Origin of the sequence: Povalibacter uvarum, from assembly GCF_014202975.1 — a bacterium.
GTDB lineage: Bacteria > Pseudomonadota > Gammaproteobacteria > Steroidobacterales > Steroidobacteraceae > Steroidobacter > Steroidobacter uvarum.
Genome location: NZ_JACHHZ010000001.1, coordinates 790,895 through 814,039 on the forward strand (window position 1 = coordinate 790,895; position 23,145 = coordinate 814,039).

General features: G+C 63.5%; 22 protein-coding genes. 16 read left to right on the top strand and 6 right to left on the bottom strand.

Translation table 11 applies throughout. From position 1 onward, the window contains the following. Positions 1-76: 76 nt before the first annotated feature. The 3 genes from HNQ60_RS03375 to lolD are packed head-to-tail and all read left to right on the top strand — an operon-like array spanning position 77 to position 3,377. The gene (locus HNQ60_RS03375) at positions 77-1,342 is read left to right on the top strand and encodes a lipoprotein-releasing ABC transporter permease subunit (RefSeq protein ID WP_184329591.1); all 1,266 of its coding nucleotides are present in this window, start codon (positions 77-79) and stop codon (positions 1,340-1,342) included. Next, positions 1,335-2,579, top strand: a complete 1,245-nt coding sequence (locus tag HNQ60_RS03380; protein WP_184329592.1) for a lipoprotein-releasing ABC transporter permease subunit — start codon at positions 1,335-1,337, stop codon at positions 2,577-2,579. Before HNQ60_RS03375 ends, HNQ60_RS03380 begins: the two co-directional genes overlap by 8 nt. Before the next feature lie 57 nt (positions 2,580-2,636). Further along, positions 2,637-3,377: a lipoprotein-releasing ABC transporter ATP-binding protein LolD gene (lolD, locus tag HNQ60_RS03385; RefSeq protein WP_184329593.1), complete on the top strand. Its 741-nt coding sequence runs from the start codon at positions 2,637-2,639 to the stop codon at positions 3,375-3,377. Positions 3,378-3,397: 20 nt separating this feature from the next. Here lolD and HNQ60_RS03390 read toward each other — a convergent pair whose 3' ends face one another. Then, positions 3,398-3,868 carry a DUF2062 domain-containing protein gene (locus HNQ60_RS03390; protein WP_184329594.1) on the bottom strand — a complete coding sequence of 157 codons (471 nt, stop codon included), beginning with the start codon at positions 3,866-3,868 and terminating at the stop codon, positions 3,398-3,400. Positions 3,869-4,059: 191 nt separating this feature from the next. Here HNQ60_RS03390 and HNQ60_RS03395 point away from each other — a divergent pair, with 191 nt between their 5' ends. From HNQ60_RS03395 to kdsB, 7 genes are all read left to right on the top strand, one after another. After that, positions 4,060-6,345, top strand: a complete 2,286-nt coding sequence (locus tag HNQ60_RS03395; protein ID WP_184329595.1) for a DNA internalization-related competence protein ComEC/Rec2 — start codon at positions 4,060-4,062, stop codon at positions 6,343-6,345. Positions 6,346-6,506: 161 nt separating this feature from the next. After that, positions 6,507-7,118 (top strand): MotA/TolQ/ExbB proton channel family protein, encoded by a 612-nt coding sequence (locus tag HNQ60_RS03400; protein WP_184329596.1) that lies wholly within the window; start codon positions 6,507-6,509, stop codon positions 7,116-7,118. After that, entirely contained in the window at positions 7,115-7,546 is a 432-nt protein-coding gene (locus HNQ60_RS03405; protein WP_184329597.1) for an ExbD/TolR family protein, read from the top strand. Before HNQ60_RS03400 ends, HNQ60_RS03405 begins: the two co-directional genes overlap by 4 nt. 22 nt (positions 7,547-7,568) lie before the next feature. Further along, positions 7,569-9,329, top strand: coding sequence for a lipid A export permease/ATP-binding protein MsbA (gene msbA, locus HNQ60_RS03410; RefSeq protein ID WP_184329598.1), 1,761 nt, complete (start codon positions 7,569-7,571; stop codon positions 9,327-9,329). 4 nt (positions 9,330-9,333) lie between these two features. Continuing rightward, positions 9,334-10,374 (top strand): tetraacyldisaccharide 4'-kinase, encoded by a 1,041-nt coding sequence (gene lpxK / locus HNQ60_RS03415; protein ID WP_184329599.1) that lies wholly within the window; start codon positions 9,334-9,336, stop codon positions 10,372-10,374. A 9-nt stretch (positions 10,375-10,383) separates the two neighbouring features. Continuing rightward, entirely contained in the window at positions 10,384-10,572 is a 189-nt protein-coding gene (locus HNQ60_RS03420) for a Trm112 family protein (protein ID WP_184329600.1), read from the top strand. A gap of 13 nt (positions 10,573-10,585) precedes the next feature. Then, complete coding sequence (kdsB, locus tag HNQ60_RS03425) at positions 10,586-11,347, top strand: 3-deoxy-manno-octulosonate cytidylyltransferase (RefSeq protein ID WP_184329601.1); 762 nt, start codon at positions 10,586-10,588, stop codon at positions 11,345-11,347. Positions 11,348-11,350: 3 nt separating this feature from the next. Here the strand turns inward: kdsB and HNQ60_RS03430 are convergent, their stop codons facing one another. Then, positions 11,351-11,539 (bottom strand): hypothetical protein, encoded by a 189-nt coding sequence (locus HNQ60_RS03430; protein WP_184329602.1) that lies wholly within the window; start codon positions 11,537-11,539, stop codon positions 11,351-11,353. Positions 11,540-11,711: 172 nt separating this feature from the next. On the opposite strand from HNQ60_RS03430, the gene HNQ60_RS03435 reads away from it, so the two are divergent. Further along, the gene (locus HNQ60_RS03435; RefSeq protein ID WP_184329603.1) at positions 11,712-12,191 is read left to right on the top strand and encodes a low molecular weight protein-tyrosine-phosphatase; all 480 of its coding nucleotides are present in this window, start codon (positions 11,712-11,714) and stop codon (positions 12,189-12,191) included. Between the two features lie 173 nt (positions 12,192-12,364). Here the strand turns inward: HNQ60_RS03435 and HNQ60_RS03440 are convergent, their stop codons facing one another. Further along, entirely contained in the window at positions 12,365-14,914 is a 2,550-nt protein-coding gene (locus tag HNQ60_RS03440) for an Rne/Rng family ribonuclease (RefSeq protein ID WP_184329604.1), read from the bottom strand. Positions 14,915-15,507: 593 nt separating this feature from the next. On the opposite strand from HNQ60_RS03440, the gene HNQ60_RS03445 reads away from it, so the two are divergent. Beyond that, a complete protein-coding gene (locus HNQ60_RS03445) occupies positions 15,508-16,548 on the top strand; it encodes an RluA family pseudouridine synthase (RefSeq protein ID WP_184329605.1) in 1,041 nt (346 codons plus the stop codon). 10 nt (positions 16,549-16,558) lie between these two features. Here HNQ60_RS03445 and HNQ60_RS03450 read toward each other — a convergent pair whose 3' ends face one another. Beyond that, on the bottom strand, positions 16,559-17,164 hold the full coding sequence (locus HNQ60_RS03450) for a Maf family protein (protein ID WP_184329606.1): 606 nt from the start codon (positions 17,162-17,164) through the stop codon (positions 16,559-16,561). Positions 17,165-17,291: 127 nt separating this feature from the next. Here HNQ60_RS03450 and HNQ60_RS03455 point away from each other — a divergent pair, with 127 nt between their 5' ends. The 4 genes from HNQ60_RS03455 to HNQ60_RS03470 all read left to right on the top strand — a co-directional run bounded on the left by HNQ60_RS03455 (position 17,292) and on the right by HNQ60_RS03470 (position 20,299). Further along, positions 17,292-17,876, top strand: coding sequence for a YceD family protein (locus HNQ60_RS03455; protein WP_184329607.1), 585 nt, complete (start codon positions 17,292-17,294; stop codon positions 17,874-17,876). A 63-nt stretch (positions 17,877-17,939) separates the two neighbouring features. After that, positions 17,940-18,128 (top strand): 50S ribosomal protein L32, encoded by a 189-nt coding sequence (rpmF, locus tag HNQ60_RS03460; RefSeq protein ID WP_184329608.1) that lies wholly within the window; start codon positions 17,940-17,942, stop codon positions 18,126-18,128. 57 nt (positions 18,129-18,185) lie between these two features. After that, complete coding sequence (plsX, locus tag HNQ60_RS03465; RefSeq protein ID WP_246433364.1) at positions 18,186-19,205, top strand: phosphate acyltransferase PlsX; 1,020 nt, start codon at positions 18,186-18,188, stop codon at positions 19,203-19,205. Between the two features lie 131 nt (positions 19,206-19,336). After that, positions 19,337-20,299: a L,D-transpeptidase family protein gene (locus HNQ60_RS03470; protein ID WP_184329610.1), complete on the top strand. Its 963-nt coding sequence runs from the start codon at positions 19,337-19,339 to the stop codon at positions 20,297-20,299. 326 nt (positions 20,300-20,625) lie between these two features. Here the strand turns inward: HNQ60_RS03470 and HNQ60_RS03475 are convergent, their stop codons facing one another. Together HNQ60_RS03475 and HNQ60_RS03480 are read right to left on the bottom strand one after the other, a co-directional pair. After that, positions 20,626-20,937, bottom strand: coding sequence for an alanine-zipper protein (locus tag HNQ60_RS03475; protein ID WP_184329611.1), 312 nt, complete (start codon positions 20,935-20,937; stop codon positions 20,626-20,628). Between the two features lie 270 nt (positions 20,938-21,207). Next, positions 21,208-23,145 carry a pilus assembly protein gene (locus HNQ60_RS03480; protein ID WP_184329612.1) on the bottom strand — a complete coding sequence of 646 codons (1,938 nt, stop codon included), beginning with the start codon at positions 23,143-23,145 and terminating at the stop codon, positions 21,208-21,210.

A 23,145-nucleotide genomic window follows, 5' to 3' on the forward strand; every position in this document is an offset into this window, starting at 1 on the left:
GTCGCGGCGAGTCGGATTCCGATCAGCGGCGACGTCCCACAAGAATCTCCCCCAGGTTGTCTCTACCCGCCGACGCATGTTTCATCCGCTGCCCCTGTTCATCGGCATGCGCTACGTGCGAAGCCGCAGCCGCGGTTTCTTCGTGTCGTTCATCAGCTGGATCTCGATGCTCGGCATCTGCGTCGGGGTGACCGCGCTCATCACGATCATCTCGGTCATGAATGGCCTGGAGAGCGAGTTGCGCACGCGGCTGCTGAGCCCGGCGTCGCATGCAACGCTTTCCGGCACGCCCGAGCGCATGCGCGACTGGCAAAGCCTGGCCGAGAAGGCCCGCACTGAACCGGGCGTCACGGGTGCCGCGCCGTTCCTCGATCTTCAGGGCATGGTCGGCCGCGGCCAGGAGTTGCGGCCCGCGCTGATTCGCGGCATCGATCCGCAACTGGAATCCCAGGTATCGGACATCAGCAAGCACATGACGGCGGGCTCGCTCGATCTGTTGGTGCCGGGCGAGCAGCGCATCGTGCTGGGCGCGGGCCTGGCCTGGACGCTCGAAGTCCAGATCGGGGATGAGATCACCGCGCTCGTGCCGACGAAGGCAGCGGCAGGCGAGGGCATGCTGGCCGGCATCGATCTGACGCCACGGATCCAGACTTTCACCGTGGTCGGCATCTTCGAGGTGGGCTTGCAGGAGCACGACACATTGCTCGCGCTCATCAACCTGTCCGACGCCGCGGCGTTCGCTGGCACTGAGGGTTCGCCGGCCGGTCTGCGGCTCAAGTTCGCGGATGTGTTTGCCGCACCGTCACGGGTGGGCGAGATCGCGCGGACGCTCGGCGGTGATCTGGAGACCAGCGACTGGTCGATCGAGAACGCCAGCTACTTCCGGGCGATCGGCATCGAAAAGAAGATGATGTCGATCATCCTCATGCTCGTCGTCGCCGTTGCGGCATTCAACACGGTGTCGGCGCTCGTGATGGTCGTGAACGAAAAGCGCACCGACATCGCGATCCTGCGCACAGTCGGCCTCACGCCGCGATCCGTCGTCGCCATCTTCATCACGCAAGGCGTCGTGATCGGATGGTTCGGGGCGTTGCTCGGATGCGGACTCGGCCTGTTGCTGGCATTCAACGTGGAGACGATCGTGCCGGTGCTCGAGCGGACGCTGGGCATCCACATCTTCGATCCCACGGTTTACTACATCACGCAGGTGCCTTCGGAGGTTCACTGGCCGCAGGTCATCGCGATCACCCTGACCGCGCTGGTCCTGACCGTGCTGGCAACGATCTATCCCGCCATCCGTGGCGCAGCGACCGAGCCCGCGGAGGCGCTGCGTTATGAGTAGCTACGAGCTTCTCATCGGACGACGCTATCTCCGCGCGAGCAGCGGAAATCGATTCATTTCGTTCATCTCGATCATTTCGATGCTCGGCGTGGCGATCGGCGTCGCCGTGCTGATCGTCGTGCTTTCCGTGATGAACGGCTTCGAGCAGGAACTGCGGGGCCGGATATTGAGCCTGACGTCCCACGCGACGATCAGCGGTTTCGGATCCGGCATCGCCGACTGGCAGACGCTAGCCGCGAAAGCACGCGAGAACCCCGAGATCGCTGAAGCCGTTCCGTACGTGGAGGACCAGGTCCTGCTCGTGACCGGCAGCAAGAGCAGCGGTGCTTCAGTCACTGGTGTTCTTCCGGAGGAGGAGCGGAAGGTTGCCGCGATCGCGGACAAGATGTCCAAGGGCTCCTTCGATGCGCTGGCAGCGGGCGAGTACGGAATCGTGCTCGGCGCGGAGCTCGCGAAGGCGCTCGGAGTCGACGTCGGTGGTCGCGTGGTCATAGCAACGTCGCAGCCCGTCGTTACGCCAGCCGGCATCATGCCCCGCATGCGAGGCTTCAAGGTGGTCGGGATCTTCTCGTCGGGCATGTACGAGTTCGATCGCAATCTCGCCTACGTGCACATGAGCGACGCAGCCCGGCTGTATCGCATGGGTGATCAGGTCACTGGCTTGAGGCTGAAGCTGAACGACATGTTCACCGCACCGCGCGTGGTGCGCGATCTTGCGATGTCCTTCGGTGGCGGGTACTACGTCGACGACTGGACGCGCAAGCATGCGAACTTCTTCCGCGCGATCCAGCTCACCAAGTCCGTGATGTTCGTCATCCTGCTGCTGGTCGTCGGAGTCGCGGCTTTCAACATCATCTCCACGCTGGTGATGGTCGTGAAGGACAAGCAGTCGGACATCGCGATCCTGCGCACGGTGGGCGCGACGCCCCGAAGCATTCTGGGAATCTTCGTCGTCCAGGGCACGACGATCGGGCTGATCGGCACGCTGTGCGGTGTGGCGCTCGGTGTGCTGATTTCGGTGAATCTGGAAAGCCTGGTTCACGGCCTCGAGAGTCTGCTCGGCATCCAGTTCATGGACGCGAAGGTTTACTTCATGAGCGATCTGCCCGCGGCGGTGCAGTGGCCGGATGTGTTGAAGATCAGCGCCACCGCGTTCGGGTTGTGCTGTCTGTCGACGCTGTACCCGTCGTGGCGTGCCGCCAAGACACAGCCCGCGCAGGCGTTGCGACATGAGTAGCCAGGCGCAGGTCGCGAGCAATGAGCTGCGACCGAGAATCAGTTGGAGCAAGAGTTCATGACCGGAAGCGATCGGCAACCAGCATCGGCAGCCTCTGGCTCACGCCTCGAGCCCCTAGCCTCGAGCCCCACCGCGGTGCTGTCCGTCACCGGGCTCACGAAGCATTTCCAGCAGGGCGACACGCGGGTCGATGTGCTCAAGGGAGTCGATCTCGACGTGGCGGCGGGTGAGCGCCTGGCGATCGTCGGTGCTTCAGGTTCGGGCAAGACGACGCTGCTGCAGTTGCTGGGCGGGCTCGATCTGCCAAGCTCCGGCAAGGTCACGCTGATGGGACAGGCGGTGGGCGATCTGAGCGATGCGGCCCGCGGCGAGCTGCGCAACCAGGCGCTCGGCTTCGTCTATCAGTTCCATCATCTTCTTCCGGAGTTCACGGCGCTGGAGAACGTGGCGATGCCGCTGCTGATCCGCCGCACGCCGGTAAATGAGGCAAAGGAGCGGGCGCGAGAGCTGCTCAACCGTGTCGGCCTGAGCGCGCGTGTGGATCATCGACCTGCGCAGTTGTCAGGTGGCGAGAGACAACGTACCGCTGTCGCTCGTGCGCTCGTGACGCGACCGAGCGTCGTGCTGGCCGACGAACCCACGGGAAATCTCGATGGCAACAATGCGCGGCAGGTGTTCGAGCTGATGCTCGAGCTCAATCGTGAGTTCGGTACTGCGCTCGTGATCGTGACTCACGCGCCCGAGCTCGCGGCGAAGCTGCAGAGAACGAAAACACTGGAGGACGGCAGGCTGGTCTGAGTCGTCGCGTGTGACCTGCCTCAGAGCCGCTGGTCGGGTTCCCGCCGCGTGCCTTTTCTCTCGTGATACTTGAGCACCAGTCCCAGGTGCCAGATGCCGCCCAGCAGGATGTAACCCGCGAGCGCCGTGAGCGTGCCCATGACGAGACAACCCAGCAGGAAGGGTTTCCAGATCGGCAGCAGCTCGGTTGACAGCCAGTCCCAGCTCAGCTCGAAGTGCATGGGCTGGGGATCCAGGCCCAGCAGCGTGCATCCAACCAGGTACGCGAAAACATACAGCGGCACGATCGTCAGCGGATTCGTCAGCAGCGTGCCCATGATCGCGGCGGGGACGTTCAATCGCAGCGTCAGTGCAAGAATCGCTGCCAGCAGCATGTGAATCGGCAGCGGCAGGAATGCGAGGAACAGACCGAGCGCGAAAGCGCGGGTCACATGCTTTCTGTTCAACGACCAGTAGACCGGATGCTCCAGCAGCAGCCGGAACGGTCGCATGAACCAGCGCTCCTTCCACTTGTGTCGCTGGCGGCTTAGGGGTTTGAAGAATCTTCGAGGCATTTGTCACAGAAATACGATGAGACCGTCGCGCCCGGTACGGCACAGTGAGGCGTCCCGGCGCGACGGCGTAAGACCGCCAGTATCGCACGCGCCGAATCGGGCTTGCTTCGTTCCGCACGGAGGCGGACATGCTGCGAATCGGCGTTGCATTCCTTGCCGGCCACGTACTGGTTCATCTGCTGCCGGCTTTGCCCGCGGTGTGGCCCTGGCTGGCCATCGTCGCGATCCTGTTGGCGGCGGCGCTGTGGCTGCGCTCGGTCGTCGCCGTCGCCGTGCTCATCGGCGTTTCCCTCGCGTGGTTCCATGCCACCCAGCGATTGGCGGAGGACCTGCCCCAGGCTCTCGAAGGTATCGACCTGGTCGTCGTGGGAGACATCGCATCGCTGCCCGATGCGACGGCGACCGACGTTCAGTTCGAGCTCGCTGTCCTCGAGGGCCCCGCGGGTGTTCCGCCGAAACTGCGTCTCGCCTGGTACGACGGCGCACAACGGCCTTTGCCGGGAGAACGCTGGCGCTTCGTCGTGCGCCTCAAGCGGCGCAACGGCTTCGCCAACCCGGGTGGTTTCGACTACGAGGCGCAACTCCTGCACCAGGGAATCGGTGCGACGGGCTACGTTCGCAGCGACGATCGAAACAGGCGATTGCTGCCCGCGCAAACGGCGTACGCGGTGCTTCGTGTTCGGGGGTGGCTGGCGGAACGAATAGGCGCTGCCGTCGGAAACGAGCCGATGCTCGGCATCCTGCAGGGCCTTGCCGTGGGAGAGACACAGGCGATGTCCGTCGAGCAATGGAGGGTGTTCGCTGCAACGGGCACGACGCACCTCATGGCCATCTCCGGGCTGCATATCACGATGATCGCGACGCTTGCCGCGTGGCTGGGCGGTCGGATCGTGCACTGGCCCGGCGCTCAGCAACTTCGGCTGACCGCGATTCACGGGCAGGTCGCCTGCGGTGGATTGGCAGCGATGATCTACTCGATCCTCGCGGGCTTGTCGGTTCCGACACAGCGAACGCTTGCGATGCTGTGCATTGCTTTTGCTGCGCGCGCAGTGAGGCGAGAGATCGGGATCGGGTGGATCATGGGCGCGGCGCTCGTTGCTGTGCTGCTGGTGGATCCATTCGCACCGCTGGCAGTCGGCACGTGGCTTTCGTTCGGAGCGGTCGGCGTCATTCTGCTGGCCACCGCGGGCCGACGCGGCAGGGAAGGGACGATAGGAAATTTCGCGCGCGTGCAGATCGCTGTAACGCTTGGTTTGCTGCCGGTCGTTGCCGCCGCCTTTGGCAGTATTTCCCTGGTCTCACCGATTGCGAATGCGCTTGCCGTACCGCTCTTTACATTGATCATCGTGCCAATGGTGCTGGTAGGCGCTTTCCTCGCTGCGTTGTGGCTGCCTTCGGGCGCGGTTGTGCTCAAGTGCGTCGCATACCTGCTGCGATTCATGTGGCCAGGGCTCGAGTGGTTTGCGACGTGGCCGCTCGCGCTCTGGCATCTGCCGCAGATTCCATTGCCAGCGCATGTCGCGATGCTTTTTGGGGCGCTGCTGCTCGTTCTTCCCGGCATCTTCCCGATGCGGCTCGCGGCTACGGTGCTTTGTCTGCCGGCTCTGCTGTGGCGCCCAGAGTCTCTGCGACCCGGTGAGTTCGATCTGACACTGCTCGATGTGGGACAAGGACTCGCTGCTGTCGTGCGCACCCGGTCGCGAGTGCTGGTCTTCGATACCGGTCCCGCGTTCCGCAGCGGACGCGACACCGGCGAGCTGGTTGTACTGCCGTATCTTCGCAGCCAGGGCGTCCGGACCATCGATACGCTCGTCGTCAGTCACGGCGACCTCGATCACCAGGGCGGCATGGAGTCGACCGCGAAGGGATTGCCAGTGCGACGGTGGCTCGCGGGACCTTCCGTTGCCGCCAGGGGCCGCATTATCGAGATTTGTGTCCGCGGGCAGCAGTGGATCTGGGATGGCGTGAGATTCGAGGTGCTGCATCCTGCCGCCGGCGTTTCCGGAAGCGACAACGAGTCGTCCTGCGTGCTGCGAATCGCCGGTCCCGGCGGCAGTGCGCTGCTCACCGGTGACATTCAGCGCGAGGGCGAGGAGGCGATCGTGTCGGCGGGACTCGCACAGACAGACGTGGTCGTGGCTCCCCACCATGGGAGCCGGACGTCTTCGACGCCGGCGCTGGTCGAGGCCACTGATCCCTCGTGGGTGCTGTTTGCTGCCGGCTATCGCAACCGCTGGGGATTTCCGAAGGAGGATGTCGTCGAACGCTGGCGCGAGAACGGGGCGCAGACGCTGGCGACGCCGCAGAGCGGAGCGATCTCGCTGGTCGTGGGCGCGGCCGGCATCGCGGCGCCGGGAGAATTTCGCAGGGATCACCCTCGATACTGGCGCACGCGCGCCCCGGGTTTGCCCTGATCTGCAGTCCGCCCTGATCGGCAGGCAGGGACCCGCGCGAAGGCCACGAGCCGCCACCGGATTGCCTTAATCGACTGTCAGGATCGCCGCCAGCCCGATGCTATCGGTCAATGCTAGTATTCGAGGCTCGACAACAAGGCCGACAAGACCCAAGCACCTGCATGTTTGAAATCGTCAAAGCCGGCGGCATCGTCATGGTGCCGATCATCCTGGCATCGATCGTCGCAGCCGCCATCTTCCTCGAACGGCTCTGGACCCTGCAGGGGAGACGCGTGGTCCCCGCGGAACTCACCGACAAGGTCTGGAAGTGGGTCGAGCAGAACCAGATCACCGACAAACATATCCAGGCGCTGCAGCAGAATTCCGCGCTGGGCAAGATTCTCGCCGCGGGACTCGCCAATCGGCACCGCGACCGGGCAATCATCAAGGAAGCGATCGAAGACGCGGGGCGGCACGTGGTCCACGAACTGGATCGCTTCATCAGTACGCTCGGTACCATCGCATCCGTGTCGCCGCTGCTCGGGCTGCTGGGCACCGTGACCGGCATGATCAAGACGTTCAACACGCTCTCGACGGCCGGAGCCGGCAATCCGATGGCGCTGGCAGGCGGTATCGCCGAAGCGCTGATCACGACCGCGGCCGGTCTGACCGTCGCGATCCCGGCGCTGCTGGCCTACAAGTATCTGCGCGGGCGCGTCACCACGCTGGTGGTGAAGATGGAAAAAGAGGCCATCAAGCTCGTGCACGCAATCGAAGCGGGGGCGGTCGTATGAACCTGCGGCCGTCCTCGCACGAGGAACCGGATCTGAACCTGACATCGCTGATCGATGTCGTGCTGCTGCTGCTGATCTTCTTCATGGTGTCGACGACCTTCGTCGACGAATCGCGGATCGAACTGCAGTTGCCGCAGGCGAGCACGGAAGCGCCGCCGCAGATGAAGAGCGCTCCGATCGAGGTCACCATCACGGCCTCGGGCGAGTATCGCGTCAACGGCAAGACGCTGCTCAACAACAGTCCTGCCACGTTGTCCGCGGCAATTTCCAAGCTCGCCGGACAGGAGCGCGACAACCCGGTGACCATCCGGGCCGATGCCCGGACGACGCATCAATCGGTCGTGACGGCAATGGATGTCGTCGGCCGGCTGGGTTTCCGCGGCATCAACATGGCGACGATCAACGATCCCGGCGCCACGACGCCCTGAACGCTGCCGCCATCCTGTCACCATGGCACCGACCGAACACGGATCGAAGCTGACGGCGCACGGCCCGTGGCAGGTTTACAGGCGGCTCCTGACCTATCTGCGGCCGCACCGGTCGATGTTCGCGCTCGGCATCCTGGGAGCCGCGATCTACTCCGCGAGCATGCTCGGGTTCACGCTGTTCGCGAAGTACTTCGGTGACGGCACGTTCGAGAACCGCGATCCGCGGACGATCGTGCTGCTGCCAATCGCGCTGATTACACTGTTCTTCTTCCGCGGCCTGGGGGATTTCACGCAGACGTACTGCATGGGATACGTCGGCCGGCGAATCGTCAAACGCCTGCGATCCCAGATCTTCGAGCGCATCACGCAGCTGCCGATCGGCTACTACGATCGCAATTCGTCGGGGACGCTGTTGTCCCGGCTGACGTACAACACCGAGCAGGTGGGGCAGGCCTCGACGGATTCGATCACGATCGCGGTGCGTGAGGCGCTGACGCTGTTCGGCTCGATCTTCCTGCTGTTCTACCTGAATCCAAGGCTTGCGCTGATCACGCTGACGATGGGGCCCGTGATCGCCTGGCTCGTGACGATCATCAATCGCAGGTTCCGCCGCTACAGCCGCCGCATCCAGGACTCGATGGGCGACGTTACGAGCGTCGCGAAGGAAACGCTCGAAGCCCCGCGCGTGATCAAGGTCTACAACGCGCAGACCTACAAGAACGAGCAGTTCGAACGGGTCAACGAACACAATCGCCGTTCCCACATGCGGCTGGTGCTGACGAAGGGACTCTCGAATCCCGTCGTGCAGATGGTCATGTCGTTCGGCTCGGCGTTCGTGCTCTCGATCGCGATCTCGGATGCAATCAGCAATCGCATGACGATGGGCGATCTGCTGGCGTTCCTCGTGGCGCTCGTGCAGATCGCGCAGCCGCTGCGCAGCCTGGTCAATGTCGCGGGCCCGATCCAGCAGGGCATTGCCGCCGGTGAAAGCATATTCGATCTCATCGATGAGCCGGCCGAGGTCGATGGCGGATCGCTGCGGCCCGAGCGAGTGCGGGGGGAGATCGATTTCAAGGACGTCACGTTCTCCTATCCCGCAGGGAAGGGAGCGGCGTTGCACGGCGTGAGCCTGCGCGTCGCGCGAGGAGAGATGGTCGCGATCGTGGGCAAGTCGGGCAGCGGGAAGTCGACGCTGGTCAATCTGATTCCGCGGTTCTATGACGTCGATGCCGGGACCGTGCGGATCGATGGGCACGATGTGCGCGAGTATCAGCTCAACGGGCTGCGTGACCAGATCGCACTCGTGAGCCAGGATGTCGTGCTCTTCAACGACACCATTCGCGCGAACATCGCCTTCGGGCGCGATGTGCCGGCGGCCGCTATCGAAAGCGCCGCCCAGGCTGCGCATGCACTGGAGTTCATTCGCGAGATGCCGGTTGGTCTCGACACGGTCGTCGGCGATCGCGGCGTGCTGCTCTCGGGCGGCCAGCGCCAGCGGATTTCGATTGCGCGAGCGTTGCTGAAGAACGCGCCGATCCTGATTCTCGACGAGGCGACGTCGGCGCTCGACACGGAATCCGAGCGTCTCATCCAGGGCGCGCTGGAGGAGCTGATGCACAACCGGACGACGCTCGTGATCGCCCACCGCCTGTCGACGGTCGAGAAGGCGGATCGCATCGTCGTGATGGATGCGGGACGCATCGTCGAGTCCGGCACCCATGCCGAGCTGATGGCGCTCGACGGTCAATACGCCACGCTGTACCGCATGCAGTTCAACGTCTGACCCCATGGCTTCGCAAGGCGACCTGACGCTCCAGCGACTGTGGTACGAGGGACGGTCCCGCTGGCTGCTGATCGTCCTGTTTCCGCTATCCCTGCTGTTCCGTCTGGTTGCCGCTGTGAGGCGCATCGGCTATCGCAGCGGCATCTTGCAAGTCCGCCATGTGAGCCGCCCGCTCATCGTGGTCGGCAACATCACGGTGGGCGGCACCGGCAAAACACCTTTTGTGATGTGGCTGACGCAGTTCCTGCAGGCTCAGGGGCGGCGAGTCGGTGTCGTCCTGCGGGGCTATGGCGGAGATTCTGCTCACTGGCCGCGCGATGTTCATGCGGAGACGCCGACCAGTGAAGTCGGCGACGAAGCCGTTCTGCATGCGCTGAGGACGGGAGCGATCGTCGTTGCCGGACCCGATCGGGTTGCGGCGGCTGCCCGGGCCATCGAACTCGGTGCCGAGATCGTGGTTTGCGACGATGGGCTGCAGCACTATCGCCTTGGCCGCGATGCAGAGATCGCAGTTGCGGATGCCCAGCGCGGCTTCGGCAATCAACTGCTGTTGCCAGCAGGACCATTGCGGGAGCCGGTGTCGAGACTGCGATCCGTCGACCTGCTCGTGAAGACGCTGCGATCCGCTTCGCCGTCTCAGCCGCTCGTTGTCGGCCTTGCAGAGATCGTCGCTCAGGCGCACGTCGGCGATGCGATCGGCCTCGCGACCCGCAGGACACGTTCGCTCGAATCGTTTCGCGGCACGCGCGTGCACGCTATCGCGGGTATTGGCAACCCGCAGGCGTTCTTCACGAGTCTTCGCGATGCGGGGCTCGACATCATCGAGCATCCCCATCCGGATCATGTCGCATTGAAGCGCGAGGACATCGTGTTCGATGACGTCGCGCCGGTGGTGATGACGGAAAAGGACGCCGTCAAATGCCGGACCTGGGCCGACGAGCGCCATTGGGCGGTCCGGCTGGAAACGGTGGTCAGTCCCGAAGACAGTGCACGCGTGAGTCGCCTGATCGAGACTGTAATGCGATCACACGCCGGGACGCGGTAAGCTCGCGTCATGGACACGAAGCTGCTCGATATTCTTGCTTGCCCGGTGTGCAAAGGTCCGCTGCAGTACTCGCGGGCGAAGCAGGTGCTGGTTTGCCGTGCGGATCGTCTCGCGTATCCAGTGCGCGACGATATTCCCGTGATGCTCGAGGAAGAGGCGCAACGCCTCGAGCCCCAGGACGAATTGCTCAAGAACTGAAGCGGGCGTCGTCATGTCGTTCAAGGTTGTCATTCCCGCGCGCTACGCTTCGACACGGCTGCCTGCGAAGGCGCTCGCTGATATTGCAGGCAAGCCGATGATCCAGTGGGTGATCGCCGCAGCGAGCCGGAGCCGCGCTTCAGAAGTGCTGGTCGCCACGGACGACGCGCGTGTCGCGGAGCTGGCCGTCGATCCGTCGGGCCGAAAGATCGGCGTGATGACGCGAGCGGATCATCAATCCGGCACGGATCGTATCGCCGAGGTCGCGAACCAGCGGAACTGGCCCGACGATCTCATCGTCGTGAATGTGCAGGGCGACGAACCGCAGTTGCCTCCCGCGCTCGTCGATCAGGTTGCGGCGCTGCTCGAGCAGAACGCGCGCGCGCATATCGCGACGCTCTCGACTCCGATCACCAGCCTGCATGAGTTCATGGACCCGAACGTCGTGAAGGTGACGACCGCGCGGGGCGGGGCTGCGCTCTATTTCAGTCGGGCGCCGATTCCGTGGCATCGCGACGGCGCGCGTGAGGGATTGCAGAGCCAGACGAGCATCCTTGGCGCACAGCGACATCTTGGAATCTATGCGTACCGGGTGGGCGCGTTGCGTGCGATGACGGCGCTGCCGCCGAGTGATCTCGAAGTTCTCGAGAGGCTCGAGCAGTTACGCGCGCTGCAGGCGGGCATGCAGATCGTCGTCGGGATTGCGGGCCAGGTTCCTGGCGTCGGCGTCGATACGCCGGAGGATCTCGAGCGAGTGCGGGCGCAGCTCGTCTGATTGCTACTGATCGGCGTCGATACGCATCAGGTCGCGATGATGCGCGGTCTCCAGGACATCGCCATCCCACCGCACGAGCACGTATCCCTGGTCGAGGATCCTGAGCACGGTACCTTTGGGAAACTCGGGGCGCGTCGTCGATGCAACGCGATGTCCTTCGGCGATTGCACGCGGAACGGATGCGTCGCTCATGCGAAAAGGAATCCCCCGATGCCTTGTTGTGCTGTCAATTGTCGGCCGGCACCGGCGCGGACTGTAGTGCGGCCTTCTACCTAAGGTTTCGGCTGACGGGTCGGGCCTCGGTTTCCATTGGCTTATGCTCGTACGATCGATTCGTACGGTGTCCCCGCGAGAGTCAGGTCATATGCGCATCCTCTTCGTCTGCATGGGCAATATCTGCCGCTCTCCGACGGCGGAAGGCGTGTTCCGTCGGTTGCTGGCGGAGCGGCAGCTCGAGTCGCTGATCGAGGTGGACTCCGCGGGTACGCACGACTATCACGTCGGCGAGCCGCCCGATCCGCGATCCGTCGAGGCGGCCCGGCGCCGCGGTGTCGATCTTTCCAGCCTGCGCGCGCGGGTCGTGGAGCGACATGACGTCGACCGATTCGATCTCATCGTGGCGATGGACGAGCAGAACCTGGGCGAGCTGCGGAGCCTGTTCGATCGATCGCAGCATCATCGCCTCGCGCTGATGATGAGCTATGCGCCGCATACGGGACGGAATGCGGTTCCGGATCCCTACTACGGCGGACCAAAAGGATTCGAAGAAGTGCTCGACCTGCTGGAGCAGGCCGCCGATGGATTGTTGGGCGAAGTGCTGCGGCGCTCCGGTCGGTCGGATTAAAGCGAGATCAAGAGTTTCACACGGAGTTCACGGAGTGCACGGAGATCGAAGGGCAGGACGGGCAAGGTTTTCTTCTCCGTGCTCTCCGTGAACTCCGTGTGAAATCCGGTTTCCGAAAAGAAGAAGGGCCAGCATTGCTGGCCCTTCTGATTTCGATACAAGACTGTCAGGTCTCACTCCTCGCGACGAGCTCCACCGGATCCGCCCCACGAGCTCGAGCTGCTGCCCGGGCCTGATGACCAGACCGTGTAGTGAGAAGCGTCACCGCGCGGCGCATTGTCTGCGTTTCCCGAGTCCGAAGGCTCGGAGCGAGGTGCCGGAGGCGGGGGAGGAGGCGTATCCGAGCGAGCGGGTGCGGACTCATGACTGCTTGGCGCCGGCAGATCGAAACTCTGCTGGGGCGCTTCTGCACGCGGCTGCGAGGCCCGAGGCTCGTGCGATTCGCCCGACGATTCGCGCGGTGCTTCCTCCGATTCGCCGCCCGCGCCGCCGACTACTGCACCGGCTGCACCTGCATCGTCTCCGCGACCACGGCCGCCACGACGGCGGCGTCCACGACGGCTGCGACCCGAACGTTCGCCGCGCTGACCATCGCCACCCGCAGCCGCTTGATCCGGACCCGCAGGCCGCTCAGCACGCTCAGGACGTGGTGTCTGCTGTGCCTGATCTGGACGCTGCTCAGGACGCTGTTCGGGCCGTTGCTGGCCCTGAGGCTGCTGCGTGCGTGCCTGCGCCTGCTTTTGACTCTCGTGTCGCGATTCGCCGCCCTGTTCGCGCGGCTTGCGATCGTGTCGCTGCTGACCGTCGCGTCGCGCGTCCTGGCCATGGCGATCCTTGTGCTCGCCCTTGCCTTCATGACGCGGGCGATCGCGGTCGCGACCGTCTCGTCCGTGGCCACGATCACGATCACGGTCGCGGCCATGGCGTCCTTCGTGACGGTCCCGTCGGCCATCACGCGAACTGCGCTGCTGCGGCACTTCCTTCGGCGCTTCGACTGGTCGGCCCGCGCCGCCAAAGAAGAATCGCCAGAACTTCACGAAAATGCCGATCTGTTCGACGGGCTGTACTGGAGCCGCGACGGGAGCAGCGGCCTCGAGCGCAATGCTGGCCGGTGCGGGAATGCTCGGCAGCGACGCGGCTACGACGGCTGGGACCGGAGCGGCTTCGCGAACCACTGCAGCCGATTCCTGCACCGTCACAGTCGGTGCGACCGGGATCTGGTGGCTGACGCCGCTGTTCTCCGGGAACTGGGCTTCGTCGTCGCGAACGCGCCGGATCTCGTACGCAGGCGTTTCCATGTACTTGTTCGGGACCAGCACGACCTCGGCGCTGCTCTTGGTCTCGATGTTGTTGAGCCAGTCACGCTTCTCGTTCATGAGATACGTGGCGACTTCGACCGGCAGCTGTGCGATGACTTTGACCGTGCGGTCCTTGCGTGCTTCTTCGCCGATCAGGCGAAGCAGTGCGAGCGCCAGCGACTCGACGCCGCGGATCGTTCCCATGCCGTTACAGCGCGGGCAGTTGATGTGCGCAGCTTCGCCGATGGACGGTCGCAGGCGCTGGCGTGACAACTCGAGCAGGCCGAACCGCGAAATCCGGCCGATCTGGATGCGGGCGCGGTCCTGCTTCACCGCATCACGCAGGCGATCCTCGACGGCGCGCTGATTCTTCTGCGACTCCATGTCGATGAAGTCGATGACGATCAGCCCGCCCAGGTCGCGCAGGCGCAGCTGGCGTGCGATTTCGTCGGCAGCTTCGAGGTTGGTGTTGAGCGCCGTGGTTTCGATATCGCCGCCGCGGGTTGCACGAGCGGAGTTGATGTCGATGGAGACCAGCGCTTCCGTCGGGTCGATGACGATCGAGCCGCCGGACGGCAGGTTGACCTTGTGCGAGTGCGCCGACTCGATCTGGTTCTCGATCTGGAAGCGCGTGAAGAGTGGAACCGAGTCTTCGTAGAGCTTCAGCTTGCGCAGGCTCGCCGGCATGAAGCGCTGCATGTACTGCTGCGCTTCGTTGAAGACTTCCTGGTTGTCGACGAGGATTTCGCCGATGTCATCCGCGAGGTAGTCGCGCAGCGCCCGGATGATCGCCTTCGACTCCTGATAGATCAGGAAGGGGCCCGGACGGCCTTCGGCGGCCTGGGAGACGGCGTTCCAGACTTCCTTGAGGTTATCGAGATCCCACTGCAGTTCTTCGGCGGAGCGGCCGACGCCGGCAGTGCGGACGATTGCGCCCATGCCGTCGGGAATCTGGACCTGGTCGAGCGCTTCGCGCAGCTGCTCGCGGTCTTCGCCTTCGATGCGTCGGGAAACGCCGCCTGCGCGGGCGTTGTTCGGCATGAGAACCAGGAACCGGCCGGCGAGGCTGATGAACGTGGTCAGCGCCGCACCCTTGTTGCCGCGTTCTTCCTTTTCGACCTGGACCAGGAGCTCCTGGCCTTCATCGAGCAGCTCGCGGATGTTGCGGCCGCCTGGCGCGCCGCCGTTCTTGAAGAACTCCTTCGAAACTTCCTTCAGCGGCAGGAAGCCATGACGCTCCGCGCCGTAGTCGACGAAGCAGGCTTCGAGGCTGGGTTCGACGCGGGTGATGCGTCCTTTGTAGACGTTGGATTTCTTCTGTTCTTTGGAGGGGATTTCTATATCGAGGTCGTAAATTCTCTGTCCATCAACCAGTGCAACACGCAACTCTTCTTCCTGAGTTGCATTGACGAGCATTCGCTTCATGAGACCCTTCTGAATATTCAAGGGCCATGCAATCGCGCCAGGCGGACGCCAGCGGAGGAGCAAAGGATTGATCGGAAATGGAGGTCATCCGACGGTTACTGGCGCAGGTTGTGGGACCGCGCTTTGTTTTAATCCTGCCACTCATGCCTCAAGGGCCCGCTCATGGGCGCTTTCGTCGACCCGGATCCCGAGTTGCGGGTCCGGCATCGCCGTTCGCGCGGCCGAGCGATGGTCCATCCACGGGACCTGATGAACCGGCGGTCCAGGAGATGAGGAGCGGGGCAGTGCGATCTCGTTCGATCGCGCCAAACCTGCAGGCGCCGGTCGGAGCAGAGTCTTCAACGATCGGCGCGGACATCGTCCATGGATCTCGACAGAGGCAGATCCCGTCAGGACCAACTAAGATGCAGCGCCCTTGCGGTTGACCCCCTTGCGAATCGCAGGGGACATAGGCCTTAGCGCTGCGTTGGTGCCTGAGTCCGGCAGGTCAGTTGTTGGGGTGACCTGCGGACACAGCGAAAAATCGCCGTGGAATATAGCAGGCCATCTTTTCTCAATCAATGGCTTACACCACTTTGCCGTCCCGAGATCGAATGCCCCCGAAACCGCGCGAGAAGACAGGCGCGCCTTCGCCGACTGAGGGCGGATCCAGTCCCCCGGCAACTCCAGCAGCGCCGAAAGTTGCCTACGTGACGGCCGAGGAGGGAGACGCGGGGCAGCGGATCGACAATTTCCTGCTGCGGATTCTGAAGGACGCGCCGCGAAGCCTCGTTTACCGGATCCTGCGCAGCGGCGAAGTGCGGGTGAACAGTTCCCGCGTCGGCCCCGAGTATCGGCTCGTGCTCGGCGATCGGGTGCGAGTGCCGCCGGTCCGGATCAAGCCACGCGAACAGACAGATGCGCCTTCGCGATCCCTGCGCGATTTCATTACCGCCGCGGTGATTCACGAAGATCGCGATCTCATCGTGGTGAACAAGCCTGCCGGCGTTGCGGTGCACGGAGGCAGCGGTCTCAGTTTCGGCGTGATCGAAGCGCTGCGGGCGGCGCATCCGGAACTGAAGGAGCTCGAGCTCGTGCATCGACTCGATCGCGAAACGAGCGGCTGCCTGCTGATCGCCAAGCGCAGAGCCGTGTTGCGGGATCTGCACGCCAAACTGCGCGAGCGGGACATGGAGAAGCGCTACTTTGCGCTGGTGGTCGGCCGCTGGCCGTACGGCGCGAAGACGATCGATCTGCCGCTGAAGACGAACCTGAAGCAAGGCGGCGAACGCGTCGTCCGCGTGCATGCGGAAGGACAGGAAGCGATCACCACGTTCACGCCCGTGCAGCATTTCGCGAAGCTAGCGACATTGCTCGATGTGGATCTGGGTACCGGCCGGACTCACCAGATCCGCGTCCACGCCGCGCATGCGGGACATCCGGTTGCGGGCGATGAGAAGTACGGCGATCGCGAGAAGGATGCCTTGCTCAAGCCCTTTGGATTGAACCGCATGTTCCTGCATTCCCATTCGCTCACGTTCGAGCGCAATGGCGAGCCGTTCACGGTATCGGCGCCGCTGTCCGAGGAGCTTCAGTCGGTGCTGGATCGACTCGCTGAGAACGCTGGTTCGCGGGGCGCTAAAGGGAAGGCGTGACGACGCCGATTTACGGCAGCTGAAATCCCGCCCGCCGCAACGCCGCGGAAACCCAGATGAGCGGCAGTCCGATCAGCGCGGTCGGATCCTGTGTTTCGATCCGGTCGAAGAGCGTGATGCCGAGAGCCTCGACCTTGAAAGCGCCTGCCGAGTTCACTGGACGTTCGCGCGCGACGTAGCGGTCGATTTCCTCGTGGCTCAATTTCCGGAAGTGAACGGTCGTGTGGTCCAGGTGGCCCTCATTGGCGCCTGTATCCGAATGGACCAGGTGCACGGCCGTATAGAAAGTCAGGCTGTGGCCGCTGAACGCCCGCAGCTGCTCGATGGCCCGTTCGGGGTTTCCCGGCTTCCCGATGACTTCCCGGCCGAAAACGGCGAGCTGATCCGATCCCAGGACGACGCTGCCCCGATGGCGGTGCGCCACTGCCTCGGCCTTGGCCCGGGCGAGGCGGGCGACCAGGTCGATCGGGGTTTCGCCCGGCAGGGCTGACTCATCCACGTCCGGAGCCGCCACCGTAAAGCGAATACCGAAGCGTTCCAGCAGTTGTCGGCGGTACTGGGAGGTCGAAGCCAGGACGAGTCGGGGATGGGCGGACGGGGCGGAGAGGCGGGACATTGACGTAAACACTCCGGTTCGAGCTTTTTGTTACCCAGGGATCGACAGGCGATCTCCTAGAAAAACAAGCATTTATCAGGCTTTTTCTTTTGACAGCCCGGGGGGTCGCCGCTAGTATACGCGCCCCATGTCGCGACCCCAGGGCGTCAACAAGGGCGTCAAAACCGGCTCGGCCGGCAATACCGTCGACGCCACGATCTGCGCGCATGCGGGAACCACGATTGAGCGGCGTTACACCGCAGCCGAAATGCAGCGGCTGCGTGAGGCGGGTGCGCAGGACGGCACGGCCTTCACCGCTATTTTCGGGTTCTCGCAGCTCGAAGGTCGCGTCGCTATCGATGGCGAGCTCGAGGGTGTCGTGGTGCTGACGTGTCAGCGCTGCATGAGACCGTTCGAATGGCAGTTGCAGGAGCAGTTTCAGGTGGTCCTCGTTCGCACCGAGGCCGATCTGGAACAGGAGTCGGCGAACTACGAGGCGATCGTAGCGGATCCGGCGCATGTCGATCTGCTGACGCTGACCGAAGATCAGGCGCTGCTGGCATTGCCGCTAGTGCCGAAGCACGAAGCGGACGACTGCGACGTTGCCGAAGCACCGGCGGCGCCGGAAGATGCGCGGACAGCGACGCAAGGGACGACAGACGCGAAGGTCGAAGACAAGCCGACGACTCAGCGACCCTTTGGAAATTTGCGGGATCTGATGCGCGGGCAATGAAGCGCCCGCCGCGCGGATCGCAGCGACGACGACAGACAAAGATTTTTACGGAGTGATTCAGTCATGCCAGTCCAGAAGAGCCGAAGAACCCCCTCTACCCGCGGCATGCGTCGCGCGCACGACAAGCTGAGCAAGCCTGCCGTGTCGGTCGACCAGACCTCGGGCGAAACGCATTCGCGCCACCGCATCACGCCGGACGGTTTCTACCGCGGCAAGAAAGTCATCGCGAGCCGCACGAAGTCCGAAGAGTAATTCTCGAGCGTGCCGCAATCCCTGCGGCACGCTGTCCTGACGACTCCTTCCCACCCCTTGGCCAGCCGCCGACCGATCACGATCGCAGTGGACGCAATGGGAGGCGATCACGGCCCTGTCGTGACCGTCCCTGCGTCGCTGGACGCGCTCGCCCTTGAACAGGACCTGCGCATCGTCCTGGTCGGGAAGATCGATGCCATCAACGCGCATCTGCGCGATGGCAGCAGCCGCTTCGGCGACAGAATCACCCTGCGCGAAGCCTCGCAGGTCGTCACCATGGATGAGAAGCCGCAGGACGCCCTGCGGAAGAAGAAGGACTCGTCGATGCGCGTCGCCATCGACCTGGTGAAGGCCGGTGAAGCAGACGCCTGCGTGAGCGCGGGCAACACCGGCGCTCTCATGGCCACGGGCAGGTTCGTTCTGAAGACCGTCGAAGGGATCGATCGCCCGGCGATCATCTCGAGAATCCGTTCGCGCCACGGCCATACCCAGATGCTCGATCTCGGCGCGAACTCGGAGTGCACTGCCGAGCATCTTTTCCAGTTCGCTGTGATGGGATCCGTCGTCGCATCCGACATGCACGGCATCGCGAATCCACGCGTGGGCATCCTCAACATCGGTGAAGAGGAAACGAAGGGTGACAGCGTCGTGCAGGAAGCGGCGCGACTGCTCGGCGCGAGCAAGCTCAACTACATCGGCTTCGTGGAAGGCAACGACATTTTCTCGGGCGAGGTCGACGTCGTCGTCACCGACGGTTTCACCGGCAACGTGGCCCTCAAGTCGATGGAAGGGCTCGTCAATATGCTCGTCGGCGCGCTCAAGACCGAATACACGCGCAATCCGCTGCGCTATCTCGGAGCACTCGCGTCGTGGCCGGTGATCCGGGCGCTGCGCCGCGAGTTCGATCCGAGGAACTACAACGGCGCCAGCATGGTTGGACTCACGGGCGTCGTCATCAAGAGCCATGGCAGCGCGGACGTCGTGTCGTTCGGCAATGCGATTCGTGTCGCGCTGATCGAAGCCCAGAAGGGCGTCCCGACCCAGATCAGCGATTTGCTGAAAGCGCAGCTGCAGTAGCTCGCATTTCCGACAGGGAGAGGGAACTTCTGCCTGTCAGTGATGGCCATGTCATGGGTCTCTACTTGAATCGCGCATTTACGCGACGTTGTCATAGACAGACCCGAGCCAAGCTTTCTAGACTCGACCTTATGTCATCCAATCGATTTTCAGCGCTGATCGGCCTTTTTGCAGGCTTCGCACTCGCGGGAACCGCCTCCGCGGCGACCTACGCCATCCAGGGCACCGACACGGTCCTCGGTGAGATCCAGACGGTCACGGCCAAGTACGAAGACACGTTCCTCGAACTGGGCCGTCGCTACGGCGTGGGTTACGAGGAGATCGTGGCGGCGAATCCCGGTGTCGATCCCTGGCTGCCGGGCGAGGGGACGCAGGTTGTCATTCCGTCGCGCTACATCCTTCCCGAAGCACCTCGCGAAGGGATCATCGTCAGCCTGGCGGAGCATCGCCTCTACTATTTCCCGAAAGTGAAGGGCGATGAGACGCCTACCGTCATCACCTATCCGATCAGCGTCGGCAAGATGGACTGGAAGACGCCTCTGGGACTGACGCGCATCACCGATAAGCGCACGAAGCCGATCTGGTATCCGCCCGAGTCAGTGCGCAAGGAGCATGCTGCCGATGGGCGTCCGCTGCCGAAGGCAGTGCCGGCCGGTCCGGACAATCCGCTGGGCAATTACGCGATGCGCCTCGGGATTCCCGGCGGCGCATATCTGATTCACGGGACCAACAATCCCGCGGGCGTGGGCATGCAGGTGACTCACGGCTGCATCCGCATGTACCCCGAGGACATCGAACAGTTCTTCAAGATGGTCGCCGTCAGCACGCCCGTGCGGATCGTCCATCAGCCGTACAAGATGGGCTGGAAGGGGCAGGAGCTCTACATGGAAGTGCATGCGCCTCTGCAGGGCCAGGAAGAAGTGGGCGAGTTGCACAGCCTCACGCAGATCACGCGTCTGCTCGTGTCTGCAACGCAGGATCGCACCGTCGCCATCGACTGGGCGCGGGCTGAGCAGGCATTCAACAGCGCGACGGGAATTCCCGAGCCCGTCATGCTGGGCGCTGCCACATCGCAGCTCGTCGATACGCCGTAACACGCAGTCGGTCGACTGCAGCGGCCACGGTCGCAACGTGGCTTGTACGCATCGGCAGTTTCTTCTCCAGGCCCATCGTCCGCGACTGGTAGACTTGCTGCGCGGGCCCCGCGGTTCGAGGCTATCCTTTCCACCGAGTTAGTCCATGGCTGAGGCTGTGGGGTCCGCCTTTCATCAACGATCGATCTCGTGATCGATCGTCTCGTCGCTCCAGCACGCAAATCCCAAAGTGCGGACGACTTCTTCTCTTCCCAGATTCTCTCCCCCAAAAAGAAAACGCCGCGCAGAGCGCGGCGTTCTCGAATCGATCGGAAATTCTTGCCGAATTACTTCGACACGGACTTCTTGAATGCGCGATCGATCTTTTCGTTGGTGGCGTCACAGCAGGCCTGGCTGGCCTGTGCAGCCTGCAGAGCCTGGTTGGCAGCACTCTGCGCGCTGTCAGCCGACGACTTTGCGGACTGAGCGGCGCTGGCAGCGGCATCAGCAGCAGCCTTGGCAGCTGCGGCGTCCTGCACCGCCTTGTCAGCCGTCGCCTTGATCTCATCGACATACTTCTGCGATACGCAGCCGCTTGCCGAAACGAGAACGAGGGCAGCAACGCCTGCCTTCAGCGTGGTGGAGATGACGTTCTTCATGATTTCTTTCCCCTTCTTCTGGGTCGGACAAAAAAGGACCGGAGCGAAAATTTCACGCCTCTTAATCCGCGAGACTTATGGCTTGTTCCCGCAGGTATCGCCTCGGAAGCCTTTTATTTGTAAAAGCTGCCAGGCCGAGTCGAGCGCGGAGGATACAAGATTGATGGACAACGATAAAGCTTATGTCGGAAGCGTCGTTGGCATGCGACAGATAACCAGTGCCCACCAGGGCACCATGATCAGCGCTTCGGGCCATTGATCGGCGTCGAGCTATCGAAGCTGATTCCACGTCTGTCTGCCAGCAGGCTTTCGGCAGTTCATCGCCAGCCGCGTCATACCGCCCGCTGCCCCTGGAAGATATATGTACTGCGCGCATTGCTCGTCGGTCGTGATCTCGCGCGCTATGAGAGGAATCGTGCCGTGAAGCGCGGCTGCGGCTGGTATCGCAACCCCTCCAACAGCGAATGCGGAGACAGGGTCGTCAGGATCCAGGGCAATCCGATCCTTCTCGTCGAAGAGTCCATCGCCGCTCACGTCCAGCGACGGATGGGCCTGCGTCGACACCGCATCTCCTGAAAGCGGGTCCAGGACCATCGCCCAGGTCAGCGGCGAGCCGCAGCGATTCTGGGTAGATACCTGGGTGAGGAATACGACTCGCGAATCGCGCAGCGCGGGTTCGCTGGCAAATGACTCCCTGCGTGCCCCGGACAGCAGGTCCAGATACCAGCCATTACCCAGATCGCGAGCAGTCGCTGCGTCGATGATCCGGACAAGCGGAACGCTGCTGGTCGCAGCCGGCTTTGCCTCGCGGGCGATCTTTCGTGGTCGAAGATCGGTGCGGTGGAGCGGCGTACCGGCGTCTATCACGCCATAGAAGGTTTGATCGACGCTGGCGCCAATATCAGTGGCCGTGGCATCGCCGCCCGCACCGAAGAGAATGACCGTGTCCATGCCCCTTGGCCCGCGTGCGACCTCCGGCCGCATAAGGATGGGCTGGGCACGCTCCGCACTGTCCGTGGCGCGGAAGAGCGGCCTGCCGCTGAGTGCGATCTTCCAATCCGCGCCCGACGGTTCCGACAGATCGAATTTCCAGAGATTGCCGAAGGCGTCACCCGCGTAGACGTATTCGATGCGCCTGTCGCCGTCGATATCCACAGCGGCCGGTGTGGAGAGTCCGTTCGGGCTGTCGGCAACCGCACCGGAATCATCGGGGATCGCTTCGATCTTTCGCAGCAGGCTTCCGGTCGCGATGTCGACGACGAACAGAACCGCTTTGCCGTTCGCGGTGGTCCGGGCGCGATCCTGTCCATTGCCGAAGATGGCCACCCATTTGCCGCTCCTCAGTTGGGCAACGACCGGACGGCTATGGCTCACGCCAAGATCTGCATCCGCGAATTCCCACAGGACCACGCTCGATGGATTGGACTCGGCGCTTGCGAAGGTCGCGGGGTTGGTGACATCGAGGGCCACGATGCTGCGGCTCGCGCTGAGACCGCTGACCAGCACGGTTCGCCACGCGTTGTTGATGATTGCGTCGCCTACGGCGGGCGGCTCGATTGCTGCCTTTTGTTGTCGCCGCTGTTGAACTGCGTCCGGCGCCAGAAAGGACGCGCTCGGAATGTACGTGAACACTTCGGCCCCACTGCTCGCATCGAGGGCGCGCAACGAGCCGTCTGCGGCTGCAGCGTAGATCATTGCCTTGCGACGAGCCTGCGCCTCTGCGAACGCGCTGTAAGTGGCCACTTCCTGTCCCTGGCGATTGCGACCGTTGGGTGCACCCACCAGAGTGATCGACACGGGTTGCTCCATGCCGGCGCCGTTCCGGAGCGCCTGCATCGTTACTTCATCGTCGCCCAGCTGGCGCTTGCGCTCGTCGTCCAGCGACTGCCAATCAAGGGCAATGGGTGAGCCGTCGGAGTTCATGACGAGGACTTGTCGCTTCGTCGATGGTGCAGCGGCCGAATCCCAATCGACGTTCGTTGAATCGGGGAAGCGAAGGGTGAGGGCGGATACGCGCGCTGATTCAGCTGCGGCGGTTTGCGCCGTGTAGAGGGTCCTTCGTCCATTTGACGCGCTCCCGAGCGCCATCGCGGTGATCGGAGCGGTTGAGAGGCACTCCATCGCTTCCTGCTGTGCTTGTGCTGCATGGCCCGGCGCGAAGTGCGCCAGGCAGGCAGCGAGAGCAGCGACACGCAGGGAGGCGCTCAT

Excerpts from the sequence above, each read along its gene's own strand:
- HNQ60_RS03375 (WP_184329591.1), top strand. The coding sequence starts at position 77 with ATGTTTCATCCGCTGCCCCTGTTCATCGGCATGCGCTACGTGCGAAGC.
- lpxK (WP_184329599.1), top strand. The coding sequence starts at position 9,334 with ATGGCTTCGCAAGGCGACCTGACGCTCCAGCGACTGTGGTACGAGGGA.
- HNQ60_RS03380 (WP_184329592.1), top strand. The coding sequence starts at position 1,335 with ATGAGTAGCTACGAGCTTCTCATCGGACGACGCTATCTCCGCGCGAGC.
- HNQ60_RS03450 (WP_184329606.1), bottom strand. The coding sequence starts at position 17,164 with ATGTCCCGCCTCTCCGCCCCGTCCGCCCATCCCCGACTCGTCCTGGCT.
- HNQ60_RS03420 (WP_184329600.1), top strand. The coding sequence starts at position 10,384 with ATGGACACGAAGCTGCTCGATATTCTTGCTTGCCCGGTGTGCAAAGGT.
- HNQ60_RS03480 (WP_184329612.1), bottom strand. The coding sequence starts at position 23,145 with ATGAGCGCCTCCCTGCGTGTCGCTGCTCTCGCTGCCTGCCTGGCGCAC.
- HNQ60_RS03455 (WP_184329607.1), top strand. The coding sequence starts at position 17,292 with ATGTCGCGACCCCAGGGCGTCAACAAGGGCGTCAAAACCGGCTCGGCC.
- HNQ60_RS03405 (WP_184329597.1), top strand. The coding sequence starts at position 7,115 with ATGAACCTGCGGCCGTCCTCGCACGAGGAACCGGATCTGAACCTGACA.
- HNQ60_RS03445 (WP_184329605.1), top strand. The coding sequence starts at position 15,508 with ATGCCCCCGAAACCGCGCGAGAAGACAGGCGCGCCTTCGCCGACTGAG.
- HNQ60_RS03475 (WP_184329611.1), bottom strand. The coding sequence starts at position 20,937 with ATGAAGAACGTCATCTCCACCACGCTGAAGGCAGGCGTTGCTGCCCTC.
- HNQ60_RS03440 (WP_184329604.1), bottom strand. The coding sequence starts at position 14,914 with ATGAAGCGAATGCTCGTCAATGCAACTCAGGAAGAAGAGTTGCGTGTT.
- HNQ60_RS03400 (WP_184329596.1), top strand. The coding sequence starts at position 6,507 with ATGTTTGAAATCGTCAAAGCCGGCGGCATCGTCATGGTGCCGATCATC.
- msbA (WP_184329598.1), top strand. The coding sequence starts at position 7,569 with ATGGCACCGACCGAACACGGATCGAAGCTGACGGCGCACGGCCCGTGG.
- rpmF (WP_184329608.1), top strand. The coding sequence starts at position 17,940 with ATGCCAGTCCAGAAGAGCCGAAGAACCCCCTCTACCCGCGGCATGCGT.
- HNQ60_RS03390 (WP_184329594.1), bottom strand. The coding sequence starts at position 3,868 with ATGCGACCGTTCCGGCTGCTGCTGGAGCATCCGGTCTACTGGTCGTTG.
- kdsB (WP_184329601.1), top strand. The coding sequence starts at position 10,586 with ATGTCGTTCAAGGTTGTCATTCCCGCGCGCTACGCTTCGACACGGCTG.
- HNQ60_RS03430 (WP_184329602.1), bottom strand. The coding sequence starts at position 11,539 with ATGAGCGACGCATCCGTTCCGCGTGCAATCGCCGAAGGACATCGCGTT.
- HNQ60_RS03435 (WP_184329603.1), top strand. The coding sequence starts at position 11,712 with ATGCGCATCCTCTTCGTCTGCATGGGCAATATCTGCCGCTCTCCGACG.
- lolD (WP_184329593.1), top strand. The coding sequence starts at position 2,637 with ATGACCGGAAGCGATCGGCAACCAGCATCGGCAGCCTCTGGCTCACGC.
- HNQ60_RS03470 (WP_184329610.1), top strand. The coding sequence starts at position 19,337 with ATGTCATCCAATCGATTTTCAGCGCTGATCGGCCTTTTTGCAGGCTTC.
- HNQ60_RS03395 (WP_184329595.1), top strand. The coding sequence starts at position 4,060 with ATGCTGCGAATCGGCGTTGCATTCCTTGCCGGCCACGTACTGGTTCAT.